The 24299-nt window shown below is 67.4% G+C and carries 18 protein-coding genes, 2 rRNA genes and 1 riboswitch (1 of these 21 cut by a window edge); of the genes, 14 read left to right on the top strand and 6 right to left on the bottom strand.

Translation table 11 applies throughout. The features are described 5' to 3' along the window. From OG226_RS40200 to OG226_RS40255, 12 genes are all read left to right on the top strand, one after another. Window positions 1–2935, top strand: a 23S ribosomal RNA gene (locus tag OG226_RS40200); it begins 188 nt to the left of the window's first position. 92 nt (window positions 2936–3027) lie between these two features. Next, window positions 3028–3144: ribosomal RNA gene (rrf, locus tag OG226_RS40205) — 5S ribosomal RNA — on the top strand. A gap of 110 nt (window positions 3145–3254) precedes the next feature. After that, window positions 3255–3863, top strand: a complete 609-nt coding sequence (locus OG226_RS40210) for a CDP-alcohol phosphatidyltransferase family protein (protein WP_328684629.1) — start codon at window positions 3255–3257, stop codon at window positions 3861–3863. Window positions 3864–3977: 114 nt separating this feature from the next. Further along, window positions 3978–6473: a mannose-1-phosphate guanyltransferase gene (locus OG226_RS40215; RefSeq protein WP_328684630.1), complete on the top strand. Its 2496-nt coding sequence runs from the start codon at window positions 3978–3980 to the stop codon at window positions 6471–6473. Between the two features lie 167 nt (window positions 6474–6640). Next, window positions 6641–7477, top strand: coding sequence for a DUF881 domain-containing protein (locus OG226_RS40220; RefSeq protein WP_328686571.1), 837 nt, complete (start codon window positions 6641–6643; stop codon window positions 7475–7477). Then, window positions 7474–7806, top strand: a complete 333-nt coding sequence (locus tag OG226_RS40225) for a small basic family protein (RefSeq protein WP_019059351.1) — start codon at window positions 7474–7476, stop codon at window positions 7804–7806. The genes OG226_RS40220 and OG226_RS40225 overlap by 4 nt, the downstream gene beginning before the upstream one ends. A 5-nt stretch (window positions 7807–7811) precedes the next feature. Beyond that, window positions 7812–8648: a DUF881 domain-containing protein gene (locus OG226_RS40230; RefSeq protein ID WP_328684631.1), complete on the top strand. Its 837-nt coding sequence runs from the start codon at window positions 7812–7814 to the stop codon at window positions 8646–8648. 61 nt (window positions 8649–8709) lie between these two features. After that, a complete protein-coding gene (locus OG226_RS40235; protein ID WP_328684632.1) occupies window positions 8710–9591 on the top strand; it encodes an FHA domain-containing protein in 882 nt (293 codons plus the stop codon). Between the two features lie 43 nt (window positions 9592–9634). Beyond that, entirely contained in the window at window positions 9635–10372 is a 738-nt protein-coding gene (ftsR, locus tag OG226_RS40240) for a transcriptional regulator FtsR (protein ID WP_329351698.1), read from the top strand. 85 nt (window positions 10373–10457) lie between these two features. Next, window positions 10458–10931 (top strand): bifunctional nuclease family protein, encoded by a 474-nt coding sequence (locus tag OG226_RS40245; RefSeq protein WP_006123076.1) that lies wholly within the window; start codon window positions 10458–10460, stop codon window positions 10929–10931. 215 nt (window positions 10932–11146) lie between these two features. Continuing rightward, entirely contained in the window at window positions 11147–11791 is a 645-nt protein-coding gene (locus OG226_RS40250) for a MerR family transcriptional regulator (RefSeq protein ID WP_328684634.1), read from the top strand. Between the two features lie 57 nt (window positions 11792–11848). Next, window positions 11849–13531, top strand: coding sequence for a DNA polymerase IV (locus OG226_RS40255; protein WP_443066946.1), 1683 nt, complete (start codon window positions 11849–11851; stop codon window positions 13529–13531). Here the strand turns inward: OG226_RS40255 and OG226_RS40260 are convergent. Continuing rightward, entirely contained in the window at window positions 13453–13824 is a 372-nt protein-coding gene (locus OG226_RS40260) for a PRC-barrel domain-containing protein (protein ID WP_328684635.1), read from the bottom strand. The two genes, OG226_RS40255 and OG226_RS40260, sit on opposite strands and share 79 nt — an antisense overlap. Window positions 13825–13938: 114 nt before the next feature. Beyond that, a riboswitch (glycine riboswitch) is annotated at window positions 13939–14034 on the top strand. A 175-nt stretch (window positions 14035–14209) separates the two neighbouring features. Here OG226_RS40260 and gcvP point away from each other — a divergent pair. Next, on the top strand, window positions 14210–17095 hold the full coding sequence (gcvP, locus tag OG226_RS40265) for an aminomethyl-transferring glycine dehydrogenase (RefSeq protein WP_328684636.1): 2886 nt from the start codon (window positions 14210–14212) through the stop codon (window positions 17093–17095). Between the two features lie 132 nt (window positions 17096–17227). Here the strand turns inward: gcvP and OG226_RS40270 are convergent, their stop codons facing one another. Genes OG226_RS40270 through modA form a run of 3 tightly spaced genes read right to left on the bottom strand, consistent with a single transcriptional unit; the run spans window position 17228 to window position 20026 of the window. After that, window positions 17228–18301, bottom strand: coding sequence for an ABC transporter ATP-binding protein (locus tag OG226_RS40270; RefSeq protein ID WP_328684637.1), 1074 nt, complete (start codon window positions 18299–18301; stop codon window positions 17228–17230). A gap of 49 nt (window positions 18302–18350) precedes the next feature. Next, window positions 18351–19208, bottom strand: a complete 858-nt coding sequence (gene modB, locus OG226_RS40275) for a molybdate ABC transporter permease subunit (RefSeq protein ID WP_328684638.1) — start codon at window positions 19206–19208, stop codon at window positions 18351–18353. After that, window positions 19205–20026 carry a molybdate ABC transporter substrate-binding protein gene (gene modA, locus OG226_RS40280; RefSeq protein ID WP_328684639.1) on the bottom strand — a complete coding sequence of 274 codons (822 nt, stop codon included), beginning with the start codon at window positions 20024–20026 and terminating at the stop codon, window positions 19205–19207. Before modA ends, modB begins: the two co-directional genes overlap by 4 nt. 219 nt (window positions 20027–20245) lie before the next feature. On the opposite strand from modA, the gene OG226_RS40285 reads away from it, so the two are divergent. Continuing rightward, window positions 20246–20734 carry a molybdopterin-dependent oxidoreductase gene (locus tag OG226_RS40285; RefSeq protein ID WP_328684640.1) on the top strand — a complete coding sequence of 163 codons (489 nt, stop codon included), beginning with the start codon at window positions 20246–20248 and terminating at the stop codon, window positions 20732–20734. Here the strand turns inward: OG226_RS40285 and OG226_RS40290 are convergent. Next, window positions 20649–23390: a molybdopterin-dependent oxidoreductase gene (locus OG226_RS40290; protein ID WP_328684641.1), complete on the bottom strand. Its 2742-nt coding sequence runs from the start codon at window positions 23388–23390 to the stop codon at window positions 20649–20651. The genes OG226_RS40285 and OG226_RS40290 overlap by 86 nt on opposite strands. After that, window positions 23387–24208: an FAD binding domain-containing protein gene (locus OG226_RS40295; protein WP_329351699.1), complete on the bottom strand. Its 822-nt coding sequence runs from the start codon at window positions 24206–24208 to the stop codon at window positions 23387–23389. The genes OG226_RS40290 and OG226_RS40295 overlap by 4 nt, the downstream gene beginning before the upstream one ends. Between the last annotated feature and the right edge of the window lie 91 nt (window positions 24209–24299).

Below are 24299 nucleotides of genomic sequence, written 5' to 3' on the forward strand. Positions count from 1 at the left end.
GGGGAAGTGAAACATCTCAGTACCCGCAGGAAGAGAAAACAACCGTGATTCCGGGAGTAGTGGCGAGCGAAACCGGATGAGGCCAAACCGTATACGTGTGAGACCCGGCAGGGGTTGCGTATGCGGGGTTGTGGGATCTCTCTTTCACAGTCTGCCGGCTGTGAGGCGAGTCAGAAACCGTTGATGTAGGCGAAGGACATGCGAAAGGTCCGGCGTAGAGGGTAAGACCCCCGTAGTCGAAACATCAACGGCTCGTTTGAGAGACACCCAAGTAGCACGGGGCCCGAGAAATCCCGTGTGAATCTGGCGGGACCACCCGCTAAGCCTAAATATTCCCTGGTGACCGATAGCGGATAGTACCGTGAGGGAATGGTGAAAAGTACCGCGGGAGCGGAGTGAAATAGTACCTGAAACCGTGTGCCTACAAGCCGTGGGAGCGTCGCTGTATGTGCTTGCACATGCAGTCGTGACTGCGTGCCTTTTGAAGAATGAGCCTGCGAGTTTGCGGTGTGTTGCGAGGTTAACCCGTGTGGGGAAGCCGTAGCGAAAGCGAGTCCGAATAGGGCGATTTAGTAGCGCGCTCAAGACCCGAAGCGGAGTGATCTAGCCATGGGCAGGTTGAAGCGGAGGTAAGACTTCGTGGAGGACCGAACCCACCAGGGTTGAAAACCTGGGGGATGACCTGTGGTTAGGGGTGAAAGGCCAATCAAACTCCGTGATAGCTGGTTCTCCCCGAAATGCATTTAGGTGCAGCGTCGTGTGTTTCTTGCCGGAGGTAGAGCACTGGATAGGCGATGGGCCCTACCGGGTTACTGACCTTAGCCAAACTCCGAATGCCGGTAAGTGAGAGCACGGCAGTGAGACTGTGGGGGATAAGCTCCATGGTCGAGAGGGAAACAGCCCAGAGCATCGACTAAGGCCCCTAAGCGTACGCTAAGTGGGAAAGGATGTGGAGTCGCACAGACAACCAGGAGGTTGGCTTAGAAGCAGCCACCCTTGAAAGAGTGCGTAATAGCTCACTGGTCTAGTGATTCCGCGCCGACAATGTAGCGGGGCTCAAGCGTACCGCCGAAGTCGTGTCATTCATACAATAGGGCCAACGCCTGTATGGATGGGTAGGGGAGCGTCGTGTGCCGGGTGAAGCCGCAGCGGAAGCTAGTGGTGGACGGTTCACGAGTGAGAATGCAGGCATGAGTAGCGATACACACGTGAGAAACGTGTGCGCCGATTGACTAAGGGTTCCTGGGTCAAGCTGATCTGCCCAGGGTAAGTCGGGACCTAAGGCGAGGCCGACAGGCGTAGTCGATGGATAACCGGTTGATATTCCGGTACCCGCTGTGAAGCGTCAAACATCGAGCCCATTAATGCTAAGGCCGTGAAGCCGTTCCGGACCCTTCGGGGAATGGAAAGTGGTGGAGCCGCCGGCCCAAGATGGTAGTAGGTGAGTGATGGGGTGACGCAGGAAGGTAGTCCATCCCGGGCGGTGGTTGTCCCGGGGTAAGGGTGTAGGACGTGGTCTAGGCAAATCCGGATCACACATAGTCTGAGACCTGATGCCGAGCCGATTGTGGTGAAGTGGATGATCCTATGCTGTCGAGAAAAGCCTCTAGCGAGTTTCATGGCGGCCCGTACCCTAAACCGACTCAGGTGGTCAGGTAGAGAATACCGAGGCGTTCGGGTGAACTATGGTTAAGGAACTCGGCAAAATGCCCCCGTAACTTCGGGAGAAGGGGGGCCATCACCGGTGAGAGGATTTACTCCTTGAGCTGGGGGTGGCCGCAGAGACCAGCGAGAAGCGACTGTTTACTAAAAACACAGGTCCGTGCGAAGCCGTAAGGCGATGTATACGGACTGACGCCTGCCCGGTGCTGGAACGTTAAGGGGACCGGTTAGTCACTCTTCGGGGTGGCGAAGCTGAGAACTTAAGCGCCAGTAAACGGCGGTGGTAACTATAACCATCCTAAGGTAGCGAAATTCCTTGTCGGGTAAGTTCCGACCTGCACGAATGGCGTAACGACTTCTCGACTGTCTCAACCATAGGCCCGGTGAAATTGCACTACGAGTAAAGATGCTCGTTTCGCGCAGCAGGACGGAAAGACCCCGGGACCTTTACTACAGTTTGATATTGGTGTTCGGTTCGGCTTGTGTAGGATAGCTGGGAGACTTTGAAGCTCACACGCCAGTGTGGGTGGAGTCGTCGTTGAAATACCAGTCTGGTCGTGCTGGATGTCTAACCTGGGTCCGTGATCCGGATCAGGGACAGTGTCTGATGGGTAGTTTAACTGGGGCGGTTGCCTCCTAAAGAGTAACGGAGGCGCCCAAAGGTTCCCTCAGCCTGGTTGGCAATCAGGTGTTGAGTGTAAGTGCACAAGGGAGCTTGACTGTGAGACCGACGGGTCGAGCAGGGACGAAAGTCGGGACTAGTGATCCGGCGGTGGCTTGTGGAAGCGCCGTCGCTCAACGGATAAAAGGTACCCCGGGGATAACAGGCTGATCTTCCCCAAGAGTCCATATCGACGGGATGGTTTGGCACCTCGATGTCGGCTCGTCGCATCCTGGGGCTGGAGTCGGTCCCAAGGGTTGGGCTGTTCGCCCATTAAAGCGGTACGCGAGCTGGGTTTAGAACGTCGTGAGACAGTTCGGTCCCTATCCGCTGCGCGCGCAGGAACATTGAGAAGGGCTGTCCCTAGTACGAGAGGACCGGGACGGACGAACCTCTGGTGTGCCAGTTGTTCTGCCAAGGGCATGGCTGGTTGGCTACGTTCGGGAGGGATAACCGCTGAAAGCATCTAAGCGGGAAGCCTGCTTCGAGATGAGTGTTCCCACCCCCTTGAGGGGTTAAGGCTCCCAGTAGACGACTGGGTTGATAGGCCGGATCTGGAAGCCCAGTAATGGGTGGAGGTGACCGGTACTAATAGGCCGAGGGCTTGTCCTCAGTTGCTCGCGTCCACTGTGTTGGTTCTGAAACCACGAACAACCCCATGTCCGGGGCCACCGGGTGTGGTGCGGTTGTCTGTTTCATAGTGTTTCGGTGGTCATAGCGTGAGGGAAACGCCCGGTTACATTCCGAACCCGGAAGCTAAGCCTCACAGCGCCGATGGTACTGCAGGGGGGACCCTGTGGGAGAGTAGGACGCCGCCGAACTCTTTTTAGAGCTCCGACTCTTGGGCACACAGCCCAAGAGTCGGAGCTTTTTTGCGTTGGGGTAAGGTCAGGGGGAATCGTTGGCACGTTTTCCCACAGGAGGCCCCCGGGTGGAGGTCCAGGAGACCCGCGTCCAGACAGAGCGGGTGCTCACCATCCCGAACATCCTCAGCATGGCGCGCCTGGTCGGCGTACCCATCTTCCTGTGGTTGATCCTCAGGCCCGAGTTCGGTGGTCCCAAGAGCGACGGCTGGGCGCTTCTGGTGCTGATGCTGAGTGGGATCAGCGACTACCTGGACGGCAAGCTCGCGCGGCGCTGGAACCAGATCAGCAGCCTTGGCCGGCTCCTTGATCCCGCCGCGGACCGGCTCTACATTCTCTCGACTCTCGTCGGGCTCACCTGGCGCGAGATCCTGCCAATCTGGTTGACCGCCGCACTGCTGGCGCGAGAGCTGGTCCTGCTGGTGGTGGTGGCCGTCCTCAGGCGGCACGGCTATCCGCCGCTGCAGGTGAACTTCCTGGGCAAGGCAGCTACGTTCAACCTGATGTATGCCTTCCCGTTGCTGCTGCTCAGTGACGGAAGTGGATGGCTCCCCTCACTCGCAGCCATTTTCGGATGGGCGTTCGCAGGATGGGGTACAACGCTCTATTGGTGGGCAGGAGTCCTCTACGTGGTACAAGTCCGCCGCCTACTGCGTGCGGACGCCATGGCCGACTGACCTTGCCGATTGGGCGGTAACAGTCGCTCGATGGCCCGTTGCGCAAAAGTGCGGGACAATCTGGACTGGTGAAGTCGGCTAGACCGTCGTCTCGCAGAGGAGGACGCTTCCGACATGAAGGCCGTCGTGATGGCCGGAGGCGAAGGCACACGCCTTCGCCCCATGACCTCAAGCATGCCCAAGCCACTGTTGCCCGTGGTCAATCGACCGATCATGGAGCACGTGCTCAGGCTGCTCAAAAGGCATGGGCTCAATGAGACCGTAGTCACCGTGCAGTTCCTGGCCTCGCTGGTCAAGAACTACTTCGGTGACGGCGAAGAGCTCGGCATGGAGCTCTCGTATGCCAATGAGGAGAAGCCACTCGGTACCGCCGGAAGCGTCAAGAACGCCGAAGAGGCGTTGAAGGACGATGCCTTCCTAGTCATCTCCGGTGATGCCCTGACCGACTTCGACCTCACCGAACTGATCAATTTCCACAAGGAAAAGGGTGCGCTGGTCACGGTCTGTCTGACCCGTGTGCCCAATCCGCTGGAATTCGGCATCACCATCGTCGACGAAGAGGGAAAGGTCGAGCGATTCCTTGAGAAGCCGACCTGGGGTCAGGTTTTCTCGGACACGGTGAACACGGGCATCTATGTGATGGAGCCCGAAGTCTTCGACTATGTCGAGGCCGACGTTCCCGTCGACTGGTCCGGCGATGTCTTCCCGCAGCTGATGAAGGAAGGCAAGCCGGTCTACGGCTTTATCGCCGAGGGCTACTGGGAAGATGTCGGCACCCACGAGAGCTATGTGAAGGCGCAGGCCGATGTCCTTGAGGGCAAGGTCGACGTTGAGATCGACGGCTTCGAGCTGTCGCCGGGTGTGTGGGTGGCCGAGGGTGCCGAGGTGCATCCCGACGCGGTTCTCCGCGGGCCGCTGTACATCGGTGACTACGCCAAGATCGAGGCCGGCGCCGAAATCCGTGAGCACACCGTCATCGGCTCCAACGTCGTTGTGAAGACCGGGGCCTTTCTGCACCGGGCCGTCGTGCACGACAACGTGTACGTCGGGCAGCACAGCAATCTGCGGGGCTGTGTGGTCGGAAAGAACACCGACATCATGCGCGCGGCCCGGATCGAGGACGGCGCGGTCATCGGTGACGAGTGCCTGATCGGTGAAGAATCGATCGTGCAGGGCAATGTGCGGGTCTACCCGTTCAAGACGATCGAAGCCGGTGCCTTCGTCAACACGTCGGTCATCTGGGAGAACAGAGGCCAGGCGCACCTCTTCGGCGCGCGTGGTGTGTCCGGGATCCTGAACGTGGAGATCACCCCGGAGCTCGTCGTCCGTCTCGCCGGCGCCTACGCCACGACCCTCAAGAAGGGGTCCACGGTCACCACGGCCCGCGACCACTCCCGAGGTGCCCGTGCGCTCAAGCGGGCGGTGATCTCCGCCCTGCAGACGAGCGCCATCGACGTACGGGACCTGGAGAACGTACCGCTGCCCGTGGCCCGTCAGCAGACCGCGCGGGGCAGTGCCGGCGGGATCATGATCCGGACCACACCCGGTGTGCCGGACTCCGTCGACATCATGTTCTTCGACAGCCAGGGCGCGGACCTCTCGCAGGGAAGTCAGCGCAAGCTGGACCGGGTGTTCGCGCGGCAGGAGTACCGGCGCGCGTTCCCCGGCGAGATCGGGGACCTGCACTTCCCGGCCAGCGTCTTCGACTCGTACACCGGGTCCCTGCTGCGGAATGTCGACACGACCGGGATCGCCGAATCCGGCCTGAAGGTCGTGGTGGACGCGTCGAACGGCAGCGCCGGGCTTGTTCTGCCCAGCCTGCTCGGCAAGCTCGGTGTGGACTCGCTGACGATCAATCCCGGGCTCGACGAGTCCAGGCCGACGGAGACCGCGGACACACGGCGGTCGGGGCTGGTGCGGCTCGGCGAGATCGTTGCCTCCGCGCGGGCCGCGTTCGGGGTGCGGTTCGACCCCGTCGGTGAGCGGCTCTCGCTCGTCGACGAGAAGGGGCGGATCGTCGAGGACGACCGGGCCCTGCTCGTGATGCTCGACCTGGTCGCCGCGGAGCGGCGCAGCGGGCGGGTGGCACTCCCGGTGACCACCACGAGGATCGCCGAGCAGGTGGCGGCGTACCACGGGACGCAGGTCGAGTGGACGACGACCTCGCCGGACGACCTGACCAGGGTCGGGCGTGACGAGACGACCATCTTCGGCGGGGACGGCAAGGCCGGGTTCATCATCCCGGAGTTCAGCAGCGTCTTCGACGGCGCGGCAGCCTTCGTACGACTCATCGGGCTGGTGGCGCGGACGCAGTTGACGCTGAGCCAGATCGACGCCCGGATTCCGCGGGCGCACGTCCTCAAGCGGGACCTGGCGACTCCCTGGGCCGTCAAGGGACTTGTGATGCGCCGGGTCGTCGAGGCGGCCGGCGATCGCTTTGTCGATACGACGGACGGTGTGCGGGTCGTGGAGACGGACGGGCGTTGGGTGATGGTGCTGCCCGACCCCGCCGAGGCGGTCACGCATCTGTGGGCCGAAGGGCCCGACGATGCCTCCGCGCAGGCCCTGTTGGACGAGTGGTCGGCGGTCGTGGACAGCGCCGGACGGTAAAACACCACGCACGCGCGCGTGCCGGACATGCGTCCCCAAGGGGGCCTGTCCGGCACGCCGGTGGGGCCATTCGGAGGTACAGGCCACCACGTGCGACGATGTGCGGCATGCCGCAGCAGCCCCCCGTTCGGAGCACACCCACGCGCCCTGCGCGCCCGGACGCGTCCATGTCGCTGCTCACCAATGTCATGGACCACAGCCTCGACGACGGCTATGCCGAGGCCGCCGCCCGGAAGAGGGCCGCGGGTGAGAGCGGCATGCCGAAGACCCTCCGGGCGAAGCTCGGTCTCGCCGCGGGCCTGGTGCTGGCGGCCCTTGTCGTGACCGTGGGCGCGGCACAGGCGCGTGTGGCTGCCCCTGTGGTGGCCAAGGAGCGCCAGGAGCTGATCGACCGTATCGACAAGGAGACGACGTCGGCGGACAAGCTGGAAGGTACCGTCGACGACCTTCGTGACGATGTGAGCGCGCGGCAGCGGGCCGCGCTCAAGTCGAGCGGCGGCAGCGGCCAGGCGGACCTCGTGAGCATGCTGTCCGGTGCCACCGCGGTGCACGGCCCCGGTGTGAAGCTCGTCGTCGACGACGCGAAGGAAGCCAGCACCGGCGGGGGCGACAACCCGCGTGAGACCGCCGACTTCTCCGACACCGGGCGGGTGCGCGACCGCGACATGCAGCGCGTCGTCAACGGACTGTGGGCGGCGGGCGCCGAGGCCGTCTCCATCAACGGGCAGCGGCTGACGGCGCTGTCCGCGATCAGGGCCGCGGGTGACGCGATACTGGTCGACAACAGGCCACTGGTACCGCCTTATACGGTGCTCGCGGTGGGGGACGGCAAACGGCTGAGCACCAGGTTCCAGAACGCTGCCGACGGGCTCTATCTGCACGCCCTGGAAGACAACTACGGCATCAGGGCGACCATCGCCGTGGAGAACGATCTCCGGCTGCCCGCCGCGCCGAGTGTGATCGTACGTACAGCACAGCCGAGAACTGAGAAGGGCACATCGTGATCGCCGTACTGGGCCTCATCGTGGGAGTGGTGGCCGGAATCCTCGTCCGGCCTGAGGTGCCGGTGGTCGTCGAGCCCTATCTGCCGATCGCCGTCGTCGCGGCGCTCGACGCGGTCTTCGGCGGTCTGCGGGCCATGCTCGACGGGATCTTCGACGACAAGGTCTTCGTGGTGTCGTTCCTGTCGAACGTGGTCGTGGCCGCCCTGATCGTGTTCCTGGGCGACAAGTTGGGCGTCGGTGCCCAACTGTCCACGGGTGTCGTGGTCGTCCTCGGTATCCGGATCTTCTCCAACGCCGCGGCCATTCGCCGGCACGTCTTCCGGGCGTGAGGTCGATGAGCAACGAGGACGAGCGGCCTGAACACAGGCTCCGCAGGGAACTGCCCGAAGAGATTCCGGCGTCTGTCTCCTCGGAGGCGCAGGCACCCGAGGAGAAGTCCGGGCCCACCGTGACGGGTCGGCAGCGGCTGGTGCAGGGGCTGTGGCCGCCGCGCGTGAGCCGGGCCCAACTCATCGTCGCGGTGCTGCTGTTCGGCCTCGGTTTCGGGCTGGCCGTACAGGTCGCCTCGAACAGCAACAGCGACAGCGCGTTGCGTGGGGCGCGGCAGGAAGATCTTGTGCGCATTCTCGATGAACTGGACGACCGTACTCAGCGTCTTGAAGACGAGAAGCAGGGTCTGCAGAAACAGCGCGACGAGCTGGAGAACAGCTCCGACCAGGCCGAGGAGGCCCGCAAGCAGACTGCCGAGAAGGAGAAGCAACTCGGCATTCTGGCGGGCACCGTGGCCGCGCAGGGCCCCGGCATCACGATGACCATCGACGACACGAAGGGAACGGTCGAGGCGGACATGCTGCTCGACGCGGTCCAGGAGTTGCGCGCGGCCGGCGCGGAGGCGATCCAGGTGAACGATGTGCGGGTCGTCGCCAACACGTATCTGACGGACTCCGGCAAGAGCGTGAGCGTCGACGGGAACAAGATCAACGCCCCCTATCGTTTCAAGGTCATCGGCAAGCCGCAGGATCTCGAACCGGCGCTCAACATCCCTGGAGGCGTGGTGCAGACTCTTGAGAAGGAGCAGGCCACCGTTACCGTCGGGCGGTCGGCCAAGATCGTCGTGGATGCCTTGCGAGCGGCGAAGCAGCCTGACTACGCTCGGTCGTCCTCCCGGTGAACCGGGGGTGCATGGGGACCGTCAGGCGAGGGCATGAGGTTGCGGGGGGTCGACGCACCGATTGGGTGGTGCGTGGTGGAAACTGTCTGGTGGATACGGACGTTGTGAGGATGTCCGGGTCAACCGGTGTGTTCAATCAGGGTTCGTCCTGCCCCACGGGCGGGTCTGTTTCGGTCAAGGGGAATCGCCCGTGAAGTTGTTTGCGAAGTTGTTCGGCAAGAGTGCGAAAGAGGGCAGCGACAACCAGACCGCTCGCCACCGCGCACAACCGGACGCAGAAGGCCAGCGCCCGCTGTTCCGCGACCAGGTCGGCGGCCAGGGCGCGGCGTCGGTTGACCCTGCGCAGTCCGGCGACATAGGTTTCGGGCAACCGTCAACCTCAAGTACGGGTGGAGGGTTTTCCCCTATGTCGGCCCTGGTGTGTACGAGGTGCGGTAACCGCAACGCGGAGAACAGCCGCTTCTGTTCCAACTGCGGTGCGCCGCTGCGCCCCGGCGCGACCCCGGAGCGTCCGTCCGAGACGACCTCCACCATCTCCATCTCCGGTCTTGAGGCCTACGACGCCGAAGTGACCGGTCAGACGCAGATGCCCACGCTCTCCCCGGAGGCGCAGGCCGCTGTCGACGCCCTGCCATTGGGCTCGGCGCTCCTGGTGGTGCGGCGCGGTCCGAACTCGGGCAGCCGCTTCCTGCTGGACGGCGAGCTGACCACGGCCGGCCGTCATCCGCAGAGCGACATCTTCCTGGACGACGTGACGGTCTCGCGCCGCCATGTGGAGTTCCGGCGCTCTCCTGACGGTTCGTTCACGGTCGCCGACGTCGGCAGCCTGAACGGCACGTACGTCAACCGCGAGCGCATCGACTCGGTCTCGCTGGCGAACGGTGACGAGGTTCAGATCGGCAAGTACCGGCTGGTGTTCTACGCGAGCCAGCGGGGTTACTGACCCTCCCTCGGACTGGGTCCGGGGGATTCCCCCAGGAAGGTCCATGCTTCAAACACCGAGCGGCGGTGCCGGGCACGGTACCGCCGCCGCGGACATCGGGCTGATGAGCATCGGCACGGTGCTGAACATGCTGCGCGACGAGTTCCCCGAAGTCACCATCTCCAAGATTCGCTTCCTGGAGTCGGAGGGTCTCGTCGAGCCGCAGCGGACCCCTTCCGGGTACCGCAAGTTCAGCCCCGCCGATGTCGAGCGCCTCGGCCATGTCCTGAGGATGCAGCGGGACCACTATCTTCCGCTCAAGGTGATCCGCGAGCATCTCGACGCCATGGAGCGCGGTGAGGCCGCGCCCCTGCCCACCGTGGGGCGGCAGCGGGACGGCGAGGTCGTCCTGGAGCCCGTGGAGGCGCCCACGGTCGCCCGGATCGGGCGGGCCGAGCTGATGGCCGCTGCCGGGATCGGCGAGCAGGAGCTCGACGAATGGGAGTCGTACGGACTCATCGCCCCGCTGCCGGACGGGGTTTACGACGCGGAAGCCGTCACCGTGGCCGGACTTGTCCTCGAACTCGGGCGGTTCGGGATCGAACCGCGGCATCTGCGCGCCATGAAGGCCGCCGCCGATCGTGAGGCCGGGCTCGTCGACCAGGTGGTGGCCCCGCTCAAGCGCCACCGCAATCCGCAGACCAGGGCCCACGCGGAGGCCCGTACGAAGGAACTGGCGGGGCTCACGGTGAAGCTGCACGCCGCTCTGGTGCAGACCGCGCTCGGCGTTCGCCTGCCCTGAGACGGGCGGTCTCGCGGCTGCCTGATCGGTCACCCGTTCTCGGCCCGACTACCCAAACGTCCCGGGCACGGCCTAGGGTTGCTGTGTGAACGAGCTCGATGTCGTAGGTGTCCGGGTCGAAATGCCCTCCAACCAACCGATCGTGCTCCTGCGTGAAGTGGGAGGCGACCGCTACCTCCCCATCTGGATCGGGCCCGGGGAGGCGACGGCGATCGCCTTCGCTCAGCAGGGCATGGCCCCCGCACGACCGCTGACCCACGACCTGTTCAAGGACGTGCTGGAGGCCGTCGGCCAGGAGCTGACCGAAGTGCGCATCACGGATCTGCGGGAGGGCGTCTTCTACGCGGAGCTGGTCTTCGCCAGCGGCGTCGAGGTGAGCGCCCGCCCGTCCGACGCCATAGCGCTGGCACTGCGCACCGGGACGCCGATCTACGGCAGTGACGGTGTGCTCGACGACGCGGGCATCGCGATTCCGGACGAGCAGGAGGACGAGGTGGAGAAGTTCCGCGAGTTCCTCGACCAGATCTCGCCCGAGGACTTCGGCACCAACAGCCAGTGAGCCGGGGGTCGGCGAGAAAATGCCGGCATTTGCCACCGGCGTGTGAGAGCGTCCTGCGGCTCTCCGCGAGCGCATTCGGCTAGCCTTTCCCCGCGGTGGGACACGGGAAACCACTCCTTGGGTGACTATCACTCGGCGTGCCGAGTGTGGCGATCGTTGACGCACCCCTGGTGACTGCCTACCGTCGAGAAGGCAGGTCAAGGACGGAGGTCGGCGTGAGAAGCAGCGGCGACGGTACGGCTGGGGGTGCCCCGGAACGCAGTTTCGGGGACAGAGGTCCGTACCCGCTTCACGGCAGTACGGCCGATCGCATTCCGCAGCGGCCGGCGGCAGTGCCGAGCAGCGGAGGGGCGACGTCCATGGCGTCCGAGGAGATCGGTTACCGGGGGCCCACGGCCTGTGCGGCGGCCGGCATCACCTATCGGCAACTGGACTACTGGGCGCGTACCGGGCTCGTCGAGCCCAGCGTGCGGCCCGCACACGGGTCGGGGACGCAGCGGCTCTACAGCTTCCGGGACGTCGTCGTCCTGAAGATCGTGAAGCGGTTCCTCGACACGGGCGTGTCGCTGCAGAACATCCGCAGCGCCGTCCTGCACCTGCGGGAGTGCGGCTTCCGTGACCTGGAGCGTATGACGCTGATGAGCGACGGCGCCACGGTCTACGAGTGCACGTCGCCGGACGAGGTGCACGCGCTGCTCCAGGGCGGCCAGGGGATCTTCGGGATCGCCGTCGGGGTCGTGTGGCGGGATGTCGAGAGCGCCCTGTCGCAGCTGCACGGAGAGCGCGTCGACACCGGTGAGACGCTCGTCGGGTCCAACCCCGCGGACGAGCTGGCCAGGCGGCGCAACCGGGCCGTCTGAGGGGCCGGAGGGAGCCGTAGCGGGGCATTGTCAGTGGCGTAGGGCAGCATCGGAGATGTGAGAACCGCGCCTACGATCCTGCATCTCGACATGGATGCCTTCTTCGCCTCGGCGGAGCAGGCGTCCAAGCCGAGCCTGCGCGGGAAGGCCGTCGTCGTGGGCGGGCTCGGGCCGCGCGGGGTGGTCGCCACCGCGTCGTACGAGGCACGGGTCTTCGGGGTGAATTCGGCGATACCGATGGCCCAGGCGCGGCGGCTCGCGCCGAACGCCGCGTATCTCGTGCCGAGGTTCGGGTTCTACCGCTCGATCAGCGAACAGGTGATGGCACTGCTGCGGGCGTTGTCGCCGCTGGTGGAGCCGCTGAGCCTGGACGAGGCGTTCGTGGACCTGGAGGCCGGGGGAGCGGCCCGGGACGCGGAGTCGGCGCGGCTGACCGGGGAGCGGCTGCGGGCCGACATACGGGCGGTCACGGGGCTCACGGGGTCGGTGGGCCTGGCCGCCTCCAAGATGATCGCGAAGATCGCCTCCGAGCGGGCCAAGCCGGACGGGCTCGTACTGATCGAGCCCGGGACCGAGCGGGCGTTGCTGGGGCCGTTGTCGGTGCGCACGCTGCCGGGGGTCGGACCGGCGACGGGTGATCATCTGCGGCGGGCCGGGATCACCACGGTCGACGAGATCGCCGAGGCGGGCGAGGACGAACTCGTACGGCTGGTGGGCAAGGCGCACGGGCACGCGCTGTACGCGATGGCGCTGGCGCACGACGTGCGGCCCGTGGTGGCCGAGCGGGAGACCAAGTCGGTGTCGGTCGAGGACACGTACGACGTGGACATCCATGACCGGACCCGGGTCGGCCTGGAGGTCCAGCGGCTCGCCGACCGGTGCGTGCGACGGCTGCGGGCGGCCGGTCTGTCGGGGCGGACCATCGTCCTGAAGGTGCGGCGGTACGACTTCTCGACGCTGACCCGTTCCGAGACGCTGCGCGGGCCCACCGACGACCCGGGGGTGGTGCGGGAGGCCGCGGCCCGGTTGCTGGACTCCGTCGACACCACGGGCGGGGTACGGCTGCTCGGGGTGGGGGTCTCCGGGCTCGCCGACTACACGCAGGAGGACCTGTTCGCGCAGGCGGCGGGGGAGCAGGTCGATCTTCTTGAGGAGGAGCGCACCGACGAGGAGGGGGGTGAGGAGCCGGCGGCGCCGGTGGAGCGGCGCTGGCCCGCGGGGCACGATGTGCGCCACGCCGGGTTCGGGCACGGGTGGGTGCAGGGGAGCGGGCTGGGACGGGTGACCGTGCGGTTCGAGACGCCTGAGGATTCGGGGCCGGGGCGGGTGCGGACGTTCCGGACCGATGATCCTGAGCTGGAGTTGGCGGAGCCGTTGCCGTTGGTGGCGCGAAGGGTGGGGGGCTTGGCGGCGGAGGCGATGGCAATGCCGATGCCGTTGGCGGCGCATGGAACCGGCGATCGACCGGCCGAGCCGTTGTCGTCGGCGGAGCCAAGCCTCGGGGTTGCTCAGGCCGAGCCGTTGCCACCGGACGAGGGGCGTGCCGATGCCCTGCCTGACGTGCCGACGCCCTTGGTGGTGTCGGGCGCCGATGACCCGCCCGCCCCGTCACCACCCCCGGCGGCTCCAAGCCCCGGCGACGCCCTGTTCGCCGACCCCGCTCAGTTGTCCTCCGAGCCCGCCAGCTTGCCGAAGTCGTGGTCCGGGAGTGACGGAGGCGGGCCCACGTCGAGGCCGTAGTGGTGGTAGAGCTGGAGTTCCTGGTCGGGGGAGAGGTGGCGGCCCACTCCGAAGTCGGGGGCGTCCTTGATCAGGGAGCGGTCGAAGGGGATGCGGAGGGTGCCCTCGATCAGTTCGCTGGGCTCCAGAGGGACGAAGGCGTCCCTGGAGAACAGGCCGGTGCGTATGGCCGCCCACTCCGGTTCGCCGGTCGCGTCGTCGAGGTAGACCTCGTCGATCGTGCCGATCTTGGCGCCGGTGCGGTCGAACGCCTTGCGGCCGATCAGGTTGCGCGGATCGATATCGGTCTGCACGGGCCCTCCTCCTGGTCGCAACTCATCCGTAAGCACTACAAAAGAGCACATTGGGGAAGGTGGCCACTCGAAAGCTCGGCTTCAACGCGCGCTGGTAGGCTGGCGAACGGCTGCTGACCCCGTGCGGGAGAGTCCTCCAGACTTCATCGGAGGCGCCGAAGGAGCAAATCCTCCCCGGAATCTCTCAGGCTCACGTACCGCACGGACGAGGTCACTCTGGAAAGCAGGGCGCGTGTCGACGGCGTGCGCTCTCACCGACGGTGAAAGCCGGTGACCTTCGGGTGGCCGGTGAAGCTCTCAGGTTGAGATGACAGAGGGGGAGGCCGTCCGGCACCCCGCTGTCGTGGTGCCCTCGAAGGTCGTGTCCGACCAGGAGGCCTCCCTGATGACCGTTCCTCGCATTCCGCTCTCCGAGCTCGAACAGGGCATTCCGTTCGAGCAGCGTCACATCGGACCCGACCAGGAGGCGCGGGCCAAGATGCTCGCGCAGGTCGGATACGGCTCGCTCGACGAGCTCACGGCCGCCGCCGTCCCGGATGTGATCAAGAACGCCGACGCTCTGGACCTGCCGGGCGCCCGTACCGAGGCCGAGGTACTGGCCGAGCTGCGCTCCCTCGCGGACCGCAACGAGGTCCTCGGTTCCATGATCGGGCTCGGGTACTACGGGACCTTCACCCCGCCCGTGATCCTGCGCAACGTCATGGAGAACCCGGCTTGGTACACGGCCTACACGCCGTATCAGCCGGAGATCTCCCAGGGGCGGCTCGAAGCCCTTCTCAACTTCCAGACGATGGTCGCTGATCTGACCGGGCTGCCCACCTCCGGTGCCTCCCTGCTCGACGAGGGCACGGCCGCCGCCGAGGCCGTGGCGCTGTCGCGGCGCATGGGGAAGAACAAGAAGGGTCTGTTCCTGGTCGACGCCGACGCGTTGCCGCAGACCATCGCCGTGATCGAGACCCGCGCCGAGCCGGCCGGTGTCGAGGTCGTCGTCGCCGACCTCAGCGAGGGCATCCCGGCCGGGATCGCCGAGCGCGAGATCAACGGCGTGCTCGTGCAGTACCCGGGCGCCTCCGGAGCCGTACGCGACATCAAGCCGCTGATCGAACAGGCGCACGCGCTCGGCGCGCTCGTCACCGTCGCCGCCGATCTCCTCGCGCTCACGCTGCTGAAGTCGCCGGGCGAGCTGGGGGCGGACATCGCGGTCGGTACGACGCAGCGGTTCGGGGTGCCGATGGGCTTCGGCGGGCCGCACGCCGGATACATGGCCGTGCACGAGAAGTTCGCGCGCAGCCTGCCCGGGCGGCTCGTGGGCGTCTCCGTCGACGCCGACGGAAACAGGGCCTACCGCCTCGCCCTGCAGACCCGCGAGCAGCACATCCGCCGTGAGAAGGCCACCAGCAACATCTGTACCGCCCAGGTGCTGCTCGCGGTGATGGCCGGCATGTACGCCGTCTATCACGGGCCCGAGGGGCTGAAGGGCATCGCTCGGCGGACGCATCGGTACGCCACGATCCTTGCGGCCGGGCTCCGCGTCGGCGGTGTCGAGGTCGTGCACGGTGGTTACTTCGACACGCTGACCGTGCGTGTTCCGGGCCGGGCCGCCGAGGTTGTCGCCGCCGCCCGCGAGGACGGCGTCAACCTGTACCTCGTGGACGCCGACCAGGTGTCCATCGCCTGCGACGAGACCACCACACGTGCCCAACTGGCCGCCGTATGGGCCGCGTTCGGGGTGGATGGCGACATCGAGGCGCTTGATGCGAGTGCCGAGGACACCTTGCCCGCCGGGCTGCTGCGCACCGATGCCTACCTCACGCACCCTGTCTTCCGCGACCACCGTTCCGAGACCGCGATGCTGCGGTACCTGCGTCGGCTCGCCGACCGGGACTACGCGCTCGACCGGGGCATGATCCCGCTGGGCTCCTGCACCATGAAGCTCAACGCGACCACCGAGATGGAGCCGGTCACCTGGCCCGAGTTCGGGCAGTTGCACCCCTTCGCACCCGCCGAGCAGGCGCAGGGATACCTCACGCTCATCCGGGAGTTGGAGGAGCGGCTCGCCGAGGTCACCGGGTACGACAAGGTGTCGTTGCAGCCGAACGCCGGTTCCCAGGGGGAGTTGGCCGGGCTGCTTGCTGTTCGCGGATATCACCGGGCCAACGGCGATGAGCAGCGGACCGTGTGTCTGATTCCGTCGTCCGCGCATGGCACGAACGCTGCCAGCGCCGTGATGGCCGGGATGAAGGTCGTCGTAGTGAAGACCGCCGAGGACGGTGAGATCGACGTCGAGGATCTGCGGGCGAAGATCGAGCAGTACCGGGACGAGTTGTCGGTGCTGATGATCACCTACCCGTCCACGCACGGGGTGTTCGAGGAACACGTCGCCGACATCTGCGCGCAGGTCCACGAGGCGGGCGGGCAGGTCTACGTCGACGGCGCCAACCTCAACGCCCTTGTGGGGCTTGCCAAGCCGGGGCACTTCGGCGGGGACGTATCGCATCTGAATCTGCACAAGACGTTCTGCATTCCGCACGGTGGCGGTGGGCCGGGGGTCGGGCCGGTGGGTGTGCGTGAGCACCTCGCGCCGTATCTGCCGAACCACCCGTTGCAGCCGGCGGCCGGGCCGGAGACGGGAGTTGGGCCGATCTCGGCGGCTCCCTGGGGTTCCGCCGGGATCCTGCCGATCTCTTGGGCCTACGTCCGGCTCATGGGTGGGGAGGGGTTGAAGCGGGCCACGCAGGTGGCTGTGCTCAGCGCCAACTACATCGCCAAGCGGCTTGAGCCGCACTACCCCGTGCTCTACACCGGGCCCGGTGGCCTTGTCGCGCACGAGTGCATCATCGATCTGCGGCCGATCAGTAAGGCGACCGGGGTCAGCGTCGACGACATCGCCAAGCGGCTCATCGACTACGGCTTCCACGCGCCGACGATGTCGTTCCCGGTGGCCGGGACGCTGATGATCGAGCCGACGGAGTCCGAGGACCTGATCGAACTGGACCGGTTCTGCGAGGCGATGATCGCGATTCGTGGGGAGATCGAGAAGGTCGGCGCGGGGGAGTGGCCGGGCGAGGACAACCCGCTGCGGAACGCGCCGCACACCGCTGCCGCGCTGGGTGGGGAGTGGGAGCACGCGTACACGCGTGAGGAGGCTGTCTTCCCGGCCGGTGTGTCCGTCGCCGACAAGTACTGGCCGCCGGTGCGGCGGATCGACCAGGCGTTCGGGGACCGGAACCTGGTGTGTTCCTGCCCGCCGTTGGATGCGTACGAGGACTGAGTGGCCTGCTGGTAGCGCCGCGAGGCGCCGTCTCCTGAGTGCGGCACCGCCGTGGTTGGTCGCGCACTTCCCCGCGCCCTGCGGCGGAGCCGCACATTGACGCAGTCCCGCGTCCCTTTGGGGCGCGTTAGCTCAGGCGGGGTACGCGTGCGTCTGGGTTGCCTTCACCGTTGCCCAGACCAACGCGCCCTGGTGGAGGTCCAGTTCGGCCGCCGCTACCGTCGTCAGGTCGGCGGTCAGGGGGAGTTCGCCGGTGAGGTCCACGCGGATCTGGTCGCCGTGGGTTTCCAGGCCCGCTACCTCGCAGTGCCAGAGGTTGCGGGCACTGACACCCGTCGGGCGGTTGCCGTAGAGGGTTACCCCGCTCGGCGGGAACGCTACGAACACCTCGCCCTGGAGGTCCTCCGTCGTCGTGATCGTGGGGCCCGTGTCGAGGGTGACCGTGTGGCCGTCGGAGCTGCCCTTGTAGAGGTTGAGGCCTACGAGTTGGGCGATGTAGTCCGTGCGCGGGTGGCGGGCGATGTCGGCCGGGGTGCCTTCCTGGACGATCGTGCCCTGCTCGATCACGACCAGGCGGTCGGCCAGCACCATGGCGTCCAGCGGGTCGTGGGTGACCAGGACGGCGACCGCCTCGAACTCGGCCAGGTGGCGCCGGAGTTGGGCGCGTACGTCCAGGCGGGTGCGGGCGTCCAGGGCGGCCAGGGGTTCGTCGAGGAGGAGCAGACGCGGGCGGGTCGCCAACGCCCTTGCCACGGCTACGCGTTGGGCCTGGCCGCCGGAGAGTCTGCGGGGCTTGGCGGTTGCGTGTTCGGCCAGGCCCATGCGGTCCAGCCACTCGGCGGCCACCGCACGGGACTCCGCCTTCGTCGCGCCCTGGCAGCGTGGGCCGAAGCCGACGTTGTCCAGCGCGGTCAGGTGGGGGAACAGCAGGTAGTCCTGGAAGACGACTCCAACCGGGCGGGACTCCGGTGGTGTGCGGTCCAACTCGGCGCCGTCCAGCCGTAGATGACCGGCCGTGAGGCGGACCAGGCCCGCGAGTGCGCGGAGTGCGGTCGTCTTGCCCGCGCCGTTCGGGCCGAGCAGGGCTACGACGTCTCCGGGGGCCGCGGTCAGTTCCACGTCGAGGCGGAACGTGCCGCGGTCCACGACGAGATGGGCGTCGAGGCCCTGGGCACCGGTGGGTTCGATGTCGGCGGTGTCGGTCATGACGTGCACGTCCAGGGGGCTGATCTGCGGGCGGTCGTACGGCTGTTGATCATGACGTGGTCATCCAGCGGTCCCGTAGGCCTGCCAAGACCGCGATCGACACCGCCAGCAGGACCAGACTCAACGCGATGGCCGCCTCGGGGTCGTTCTGGAGGGCCAAGTAGACCGCCAGCGGCATCGTCTGGGTACGGCCGGGGAAGTTGCCGGCGAAGGTGATCGTCGCGCCGAACTCGCCCAGCGCGCGGGCCCAGGCCAGGACCGCGCCCGCCGCGATGCCCGGGGCGATGAGGGGGAGCGTGACCCGGCGGAACGCCGTGAAGCGGGAGGCGCCCAGGGTTTGGGCCGCCTCCTCGTAGCGGGGGTCCGCGGCGCGCAGGGTGCCCTCGACGCTGATGACCAGGAACGGCATCGCCACGAAGGCCTCGGCGACCACCACGCCGGTCGTGGTGAAGGGGAGCGTGATGCCGAACCATGAGTCCAGCCACTGGCCCACGACGCCGTTGCGGCCGAGGGCAAGGAGCAATGCCACGCCGCCCACCACCGGCGGCAGGACCAGCGGGAGGGTCACCAGGGCGCGGAGGAAGCCGCGGCCGGGGAACTCCGTGCGGGCCAGCACCCAGGCCAGGGGGACGCCCAGGACCAGGCTCACGGCCGTCGCCGCGGTCGCGCTGAACAGGGAGAGCTGGAGTGCCTGCCAGACCTCGGTGCTGGTCAGCTGTGATGGGAGGGACCGCCACGGGGCCCGTACCAGCAGGGCGATCAGGGGGAGGAGCAGGAACGCCAGGCCTACCAGCGCGGGGACCAGGAGGGGGAGTGGCACCCCGCGGCCGGTCATCCGGACACGGCGACGCCGCGGACCGCCCTTGAGGGTCTCGGCCGCGGCGTCGGAGGTGTCTGGCTGGGTCACGGCTTGAGGAAGCCCGCCGCGGACAGCACCTTCTGGCCCTCGGCGGACTGCACCAGCGCGATGAACGCCTTGGCGGCGACGGCGTTGGGCGCGTTCTTGAGGAGGACGATCGGGTAGTCGTTGATGGCGTTGGCGGACTCGGGGAACTCGACGCCCTGGACCTTGCTGCCGGCGGCGTGCACATCGGTCTTGTAGACGACCGCCGCGTCGGCCTCCTTCAGCTCCACCTTCGTCAGCGCGCTCTTGACGTCCGCCTCGTACGACACCGGGGTGAGCTTCAACTTGCTTGCCGTCAGAGCCTTTTGGGCCGCCGCACCGCAGGGCACCGTCTTGTCGCAGAGCACGACCTTCAGCGAGGACTTCGTGAGGTCCTTCAGGGAGGTCACCTTGTCGGGGTTGCCCGGCAGGGTGGCGATCTCCAACTGGTTGCGGACGAAGGTGGCCGGCGTGCCGACGCCGTCGCCCTTGTCCGTGACGATCGCCATGGTCTTGGGGCTCGCGGCGGCGAACACGTCGGCCGGGGCTCCGCCGGTGATGCTCGCGGCGAGGGTGTCGCTGCCGCCGAAGTTGAAGGTGACCTTGGTGCCCGGGTTCGCCTTCTCGAACTCCTTGCCCAGGCTCGTGAACGACTCCTGGAGCGAGGCGGCGGCGAACACGGTGACGGTGCCGGACATCTTCGGGGACGCGGACGCCGAGGAGTCGGACTTCGAGGAGGACGAGTCGTCGCTGGAGGAGCAGGCGCTCAGGGCCAGCAGCGCGGCGGCTCCGGCCCCCGCAACCTGCAGGGTCCGGCGGGTCCGACGCGCGGAACGGGTCATCACGGTTCTACTCCTCTGGTCTCTTCATGAAAGGGGCTCATGAAAGGGGTTGTCGCGCCCTGGGACGACCGCAACGGCCGTGCCGCGATGATACTGCCGCATTTGCAAGGCATAAGTCTCCTGTCGCATCGCATGAGCTGCGCTGTTCGCTTGTGGGGTGCGCATGTGCGTTTGTACGGGAGTGCCGTCCGGGTACCACATTCCGGGAGGTGATGGCTCGTGACGCTCGCGCAGCTCGACCTGACGGGGGACCTCGCCCGACCGGCCCGGTTGACCGTGCCCGACCTGCTCGACTGGCCGCTGCACCGCGTCCGGGTCAGCTTCGAGTGCGCCACCAGCGGCACCCAGGAGCACCGCTTCGCGGGACCCCGTCTCTACGACGTCCTGTCCTCGGCCGGGCCCGGCTTCGACCCCGTCCGCCGCAAGGACAGGCTGCGTTTCCTCATCGCGGTCAGCGGTGCGGACGGGCACCACGCGCTGCTGTCCTGGGCCGAGATCGACCCCGACTTCGCTCATGCCCCTGTTCTGCTCGCCGTGAGCATCGATGACACCCCGCTGGACCGTGCCGGACCGCAACTGGTGCTTCCGCAGGACCGTTGCGGGGCCCGGCACATCAGTGGGATCAGGGCGATACGGGTGGACGGTGGGTATGCGGCGAGTCGGCCAGTGCCCGCCACACCCGGTCTCGGGTCAGCGGAAGTTCCGTGAAGCGCACGCCGGTCGCGTCCCGCAGCGCGTTGGCGAAGGCGGGTGCGACCGGGTTGAAGGGGCTCTCGCTCATCGACTTGGCGCCCAACGGGCCGATGGCGTCGGCCGTTTCCATGAAATGGACCTCGGTGCGCGGTACGTCCGCGTACTGGGGGAGCCGGTAGCGGCGGAAGGCCGATGTCTCCACCGCGCCGCGCTCGTCGATCCGTACGTTCTCGAAGAGGGTCGCGCCGAGCGCCTGGGCGACCCCGCCCTCGACCTGCCCCCGGCACTGCATCGGGTTCATCACCTTGCCCGCGTCGGCCGCGTGCACACTGCGCAGGATGCGGATCTCGCCCGTTCCCGGGTCCACGGCGACCCTGAACCACTGTGCGTTGAAGGCCACCGAGCGAGGGGTGCCGCCGAAGTGCCCGTCGGCGCTGAACTCCACCCCGACCGCCGCACCAGCCGCGTGCAGCTCCTTCAGGGTGAGACGGCCGCCCGGGTGCAGTACGGCTTCCTCGGCCAACGCGCAGTCGGCGCGCGGGAGTTGAAGGTGGGTGGCGGCGAAGTCGAGCAGCTGGTCGGCGAGGGCGTGGGAGGCGCGCAGAGTGGCCTTGCCCGCGACGACCGTGCCCGTGGAGGCGAAGGCGCCCGTGTCGTGCCGTACGACGTCGGTGTCGGACTGGCGGACGGTGATGCGGTCGACGGTGGTGGCGAGTTCACCGGCCGCGATCTGGCGGTGGACCGTGGTGGTGCCGTTGCCGAACTCGGCTGTGCCTACGGCGAGATCGAAGCCGCCGTCGGGGAGGAGGCTCGCCTTCGCGTCGGCGATGTGGCCGCCGGGCGGGCCCGTCGCGATCATCGCCAGGGCCGTGCCCTCGCCCGTCAACCAGCCGTCCGGGGGGAGTTGGGAGACGGGCTGCGCCTGGGCGCGGCGGACGATCGCGAGGCACTGGTCGAGGCCGTAGCTCGCGATGTGCAGGTCCTCCTCCTCGCCGCCGGGGGAGAGCATCGGCTCGCCGGGTCCGATGATGTTCTTCGCCTTGAACTCCAGCGGGTCCAGGTCGAGTTGGCGGGCGAGTTCGTCGAGGGCCGACTCCACGGCGAACATCACCTGGCCGAGGCCGTAGCCCCGGAAGGCACCCGCCGGGACGGTGTGCGTGTAGACGGAGAAGGCGTCGACCTTCTTGTGGGGGGCGCGGTAGACGGCCATCGACTCGCCGACGCTGTGGAACATGACGGCGGGGCCGTGGTTGCCGTAGGCGCCGGTGTTGGAGACAACTCGTAGTTGCAGTGCGGTGAGTTGGCCGTCGCGGCGGGCGCCCGCCTTCACGTTGATCGTGAAGGGGTGGCGGGTGGTGGCGCCGTAGAACTGTTCGGCGCGGGTGTACTCCAGTTTCACCGGGCGGCGCAGGCGCAGGACCGCGAGGGCGACGATGTCCTCGACGAGCATCTCCTGCTTGCCGCCGAAGCCGCCGCCGACCCGGCCGGCGACGACCCGGACCTGTTCCTCGGGGAGGTCGTACAGCGCGCAGAGGGCGCGGCGGGTGAGGAACGGGGTCTGTGAACTCGTACGTACCGTAAGCCTGTTGTCCTCGTCGAACCACGCCACCGCGCCGTGGGTCTCCAGGCTGGCGTGCTGGACGCGCTGGGTGCGGTAGGTGTCCTCGTAGACGGCGTCGGCCTCGGCGAAGCCGGTCTCCACGCTGCCGATCTCGCCGTGTGCCTCGCCCACGACGTTGTTCTGCGGGCGTGAGATCCGCGCCTTGGCGGCGTCCTTGTCGTGGACGACCGGGGCGCCGGGGCGCATCGCCTCCTCCGGGTCGAGGACCCAAGGGAGGATCTCGTACGTCACCTCGACGCGTCGGCAGCCCTCCTCGGCGGCGGCCTCGCTGTCGGCTACGACGGCGGCGACGCGTTGGCCGATGTGGCGGACGGTGTCGTCGAGGACGCGGGTGTCGTCCGGGTCCTCGGTGGGGTGTTCGTGGCGGGCCGTGGAGAAGTGGCGTTCCGGGGCGTCGTAGTGGGTGAACACGGCGTGCACGCCTGGGACTTGGAGAGCGGCAGCGGTGTCGATCGCGGTGACGCGGGCGTGGGCGTGCGGGGAGCGGAGGAGTTTCATGTGGAGCAGGCCGGGGACGTCGATGTCGAAGGTGTAGCGGGCGGTGCCGGTGACGACCCGCGGTCCGGCCGGGGCGGGAAGGTTGCGGCCCACCGCCTCGCCCGCGCCCGGTGCCTCGGCGTGGCAGACGCCTCGTACCGCGTCCTCGATGGCGCGGTAGCCGGTGCAGCGGCACAGGTTGCCTTTGAACGCCCGGGGGAGGTCGGTGAGTTGGTCCTCGTTCAGGGCGGCCGTCGTCATCAGGAAGCCGGCCGTGCAGAAACCGCACTGGAAACCCTGCGCGTCCAGGAACTTCCGCTGGACCGGGTGGAGTTCGCCGTCCTCGGCGGCCAGGCCCTCGACCGTGGTGACGGCGCGGCCGTCGGCGCGGAAGGCGGGGTAGAGGCAGCTGTGCACCGGCTCGCCGTCCACGTGGACCGTGCACGCGCCGCAGTCGCCCGCGTCGCAGCCCTTCTTCACGCCGAACCAGCCGCGCTCGCGGAGGTACGTGCGCAGACACTGACCCGGGCGGGGGTCTTCGGTGAAGAACCGGCCGTTGACGTCGATGTTCATGCCGCTGTCTCTCCCAGCTCCCGGCGGATCTCCTCCGCGTACCGGAACGTCATGTGCGCCCGCCACTCGGGCAGTCCGTGGATGTCGTCGAACCACTCGTCGTCCGCTACTGCGGAGGCGATCGCCGCGCGCAGTTGCTCGGCCGTCGGTGGGAGCGGAAACCACAGGCCGAACGGGCGGACCGTCGACGTGGTGATCGTCAGCGCGAGCGAGCCGTCGAGCGGGTCCAGGGTGCCGATGACCAGGACCCCGGAGCGGCCGAGGCCGTAGAGCGAGGCCTGACGGAAAGCCGTGCGGCAGGTCAGGGCGCGGGCCGGGACGGTGATCGAGCGGAGGAGTTCGCCGTCGGCGAGGTCCTTGCGGCCCGCGCCGGTCACGAAGTCGGCGACGCGGACCCGGCGCCGTAGACCGTCCTGGGACAGGAGGAGGCACTCGGCGTCCAGGGCGGCGGTGAGGGAGATCATCGGGCCCGCGGGCAGGGCGTTGCAGAGGTTGCCGCCGACCGTCGCCATGTTCCAGATCTTGAAGGAGGCGAGGAAGGCGCGGCAGCACTGCTCGAAGAGCGGGGCCGCACCGGTCGTCAACTCCTTTGCGAAACGGGAGAGTTGGGCGATCGTGCAGGTCGCGGCGATCTCCAGGGAACCGTCCGGGTGCCGCTCGACGGGCGTCCAGCCGGTGCGGCTCAGGTCCACCAGGCGGCGCAGGTGCGGTTGCGGCTCGGAGAAGAGATACGTGCCGCCGCCGAGCCAGGCGTCGCCCGGCCGCCAGGGTGTCGGCTGCCGGGCGTCGATGATCTCGGCCACCGTGTTCAGGTCCATGACCGCCAGTGAAGCAACGCGGACCCGGTCGGGACGACTGGTTCACAGCACGGAAACGCCGATGTTCCACGGCCGGACACTGGAGGATCAA

The sequence above is a fragment of the Streptomyces sp. NBC_01261 genome, from assembly GCF_036226385.1.
Taxonomy (GTDB): domain Bacteria; phylum Actinomycetota; class Actinomycetes; order Streptomycetales; family Streptomycetaceae; genus Streptomyces.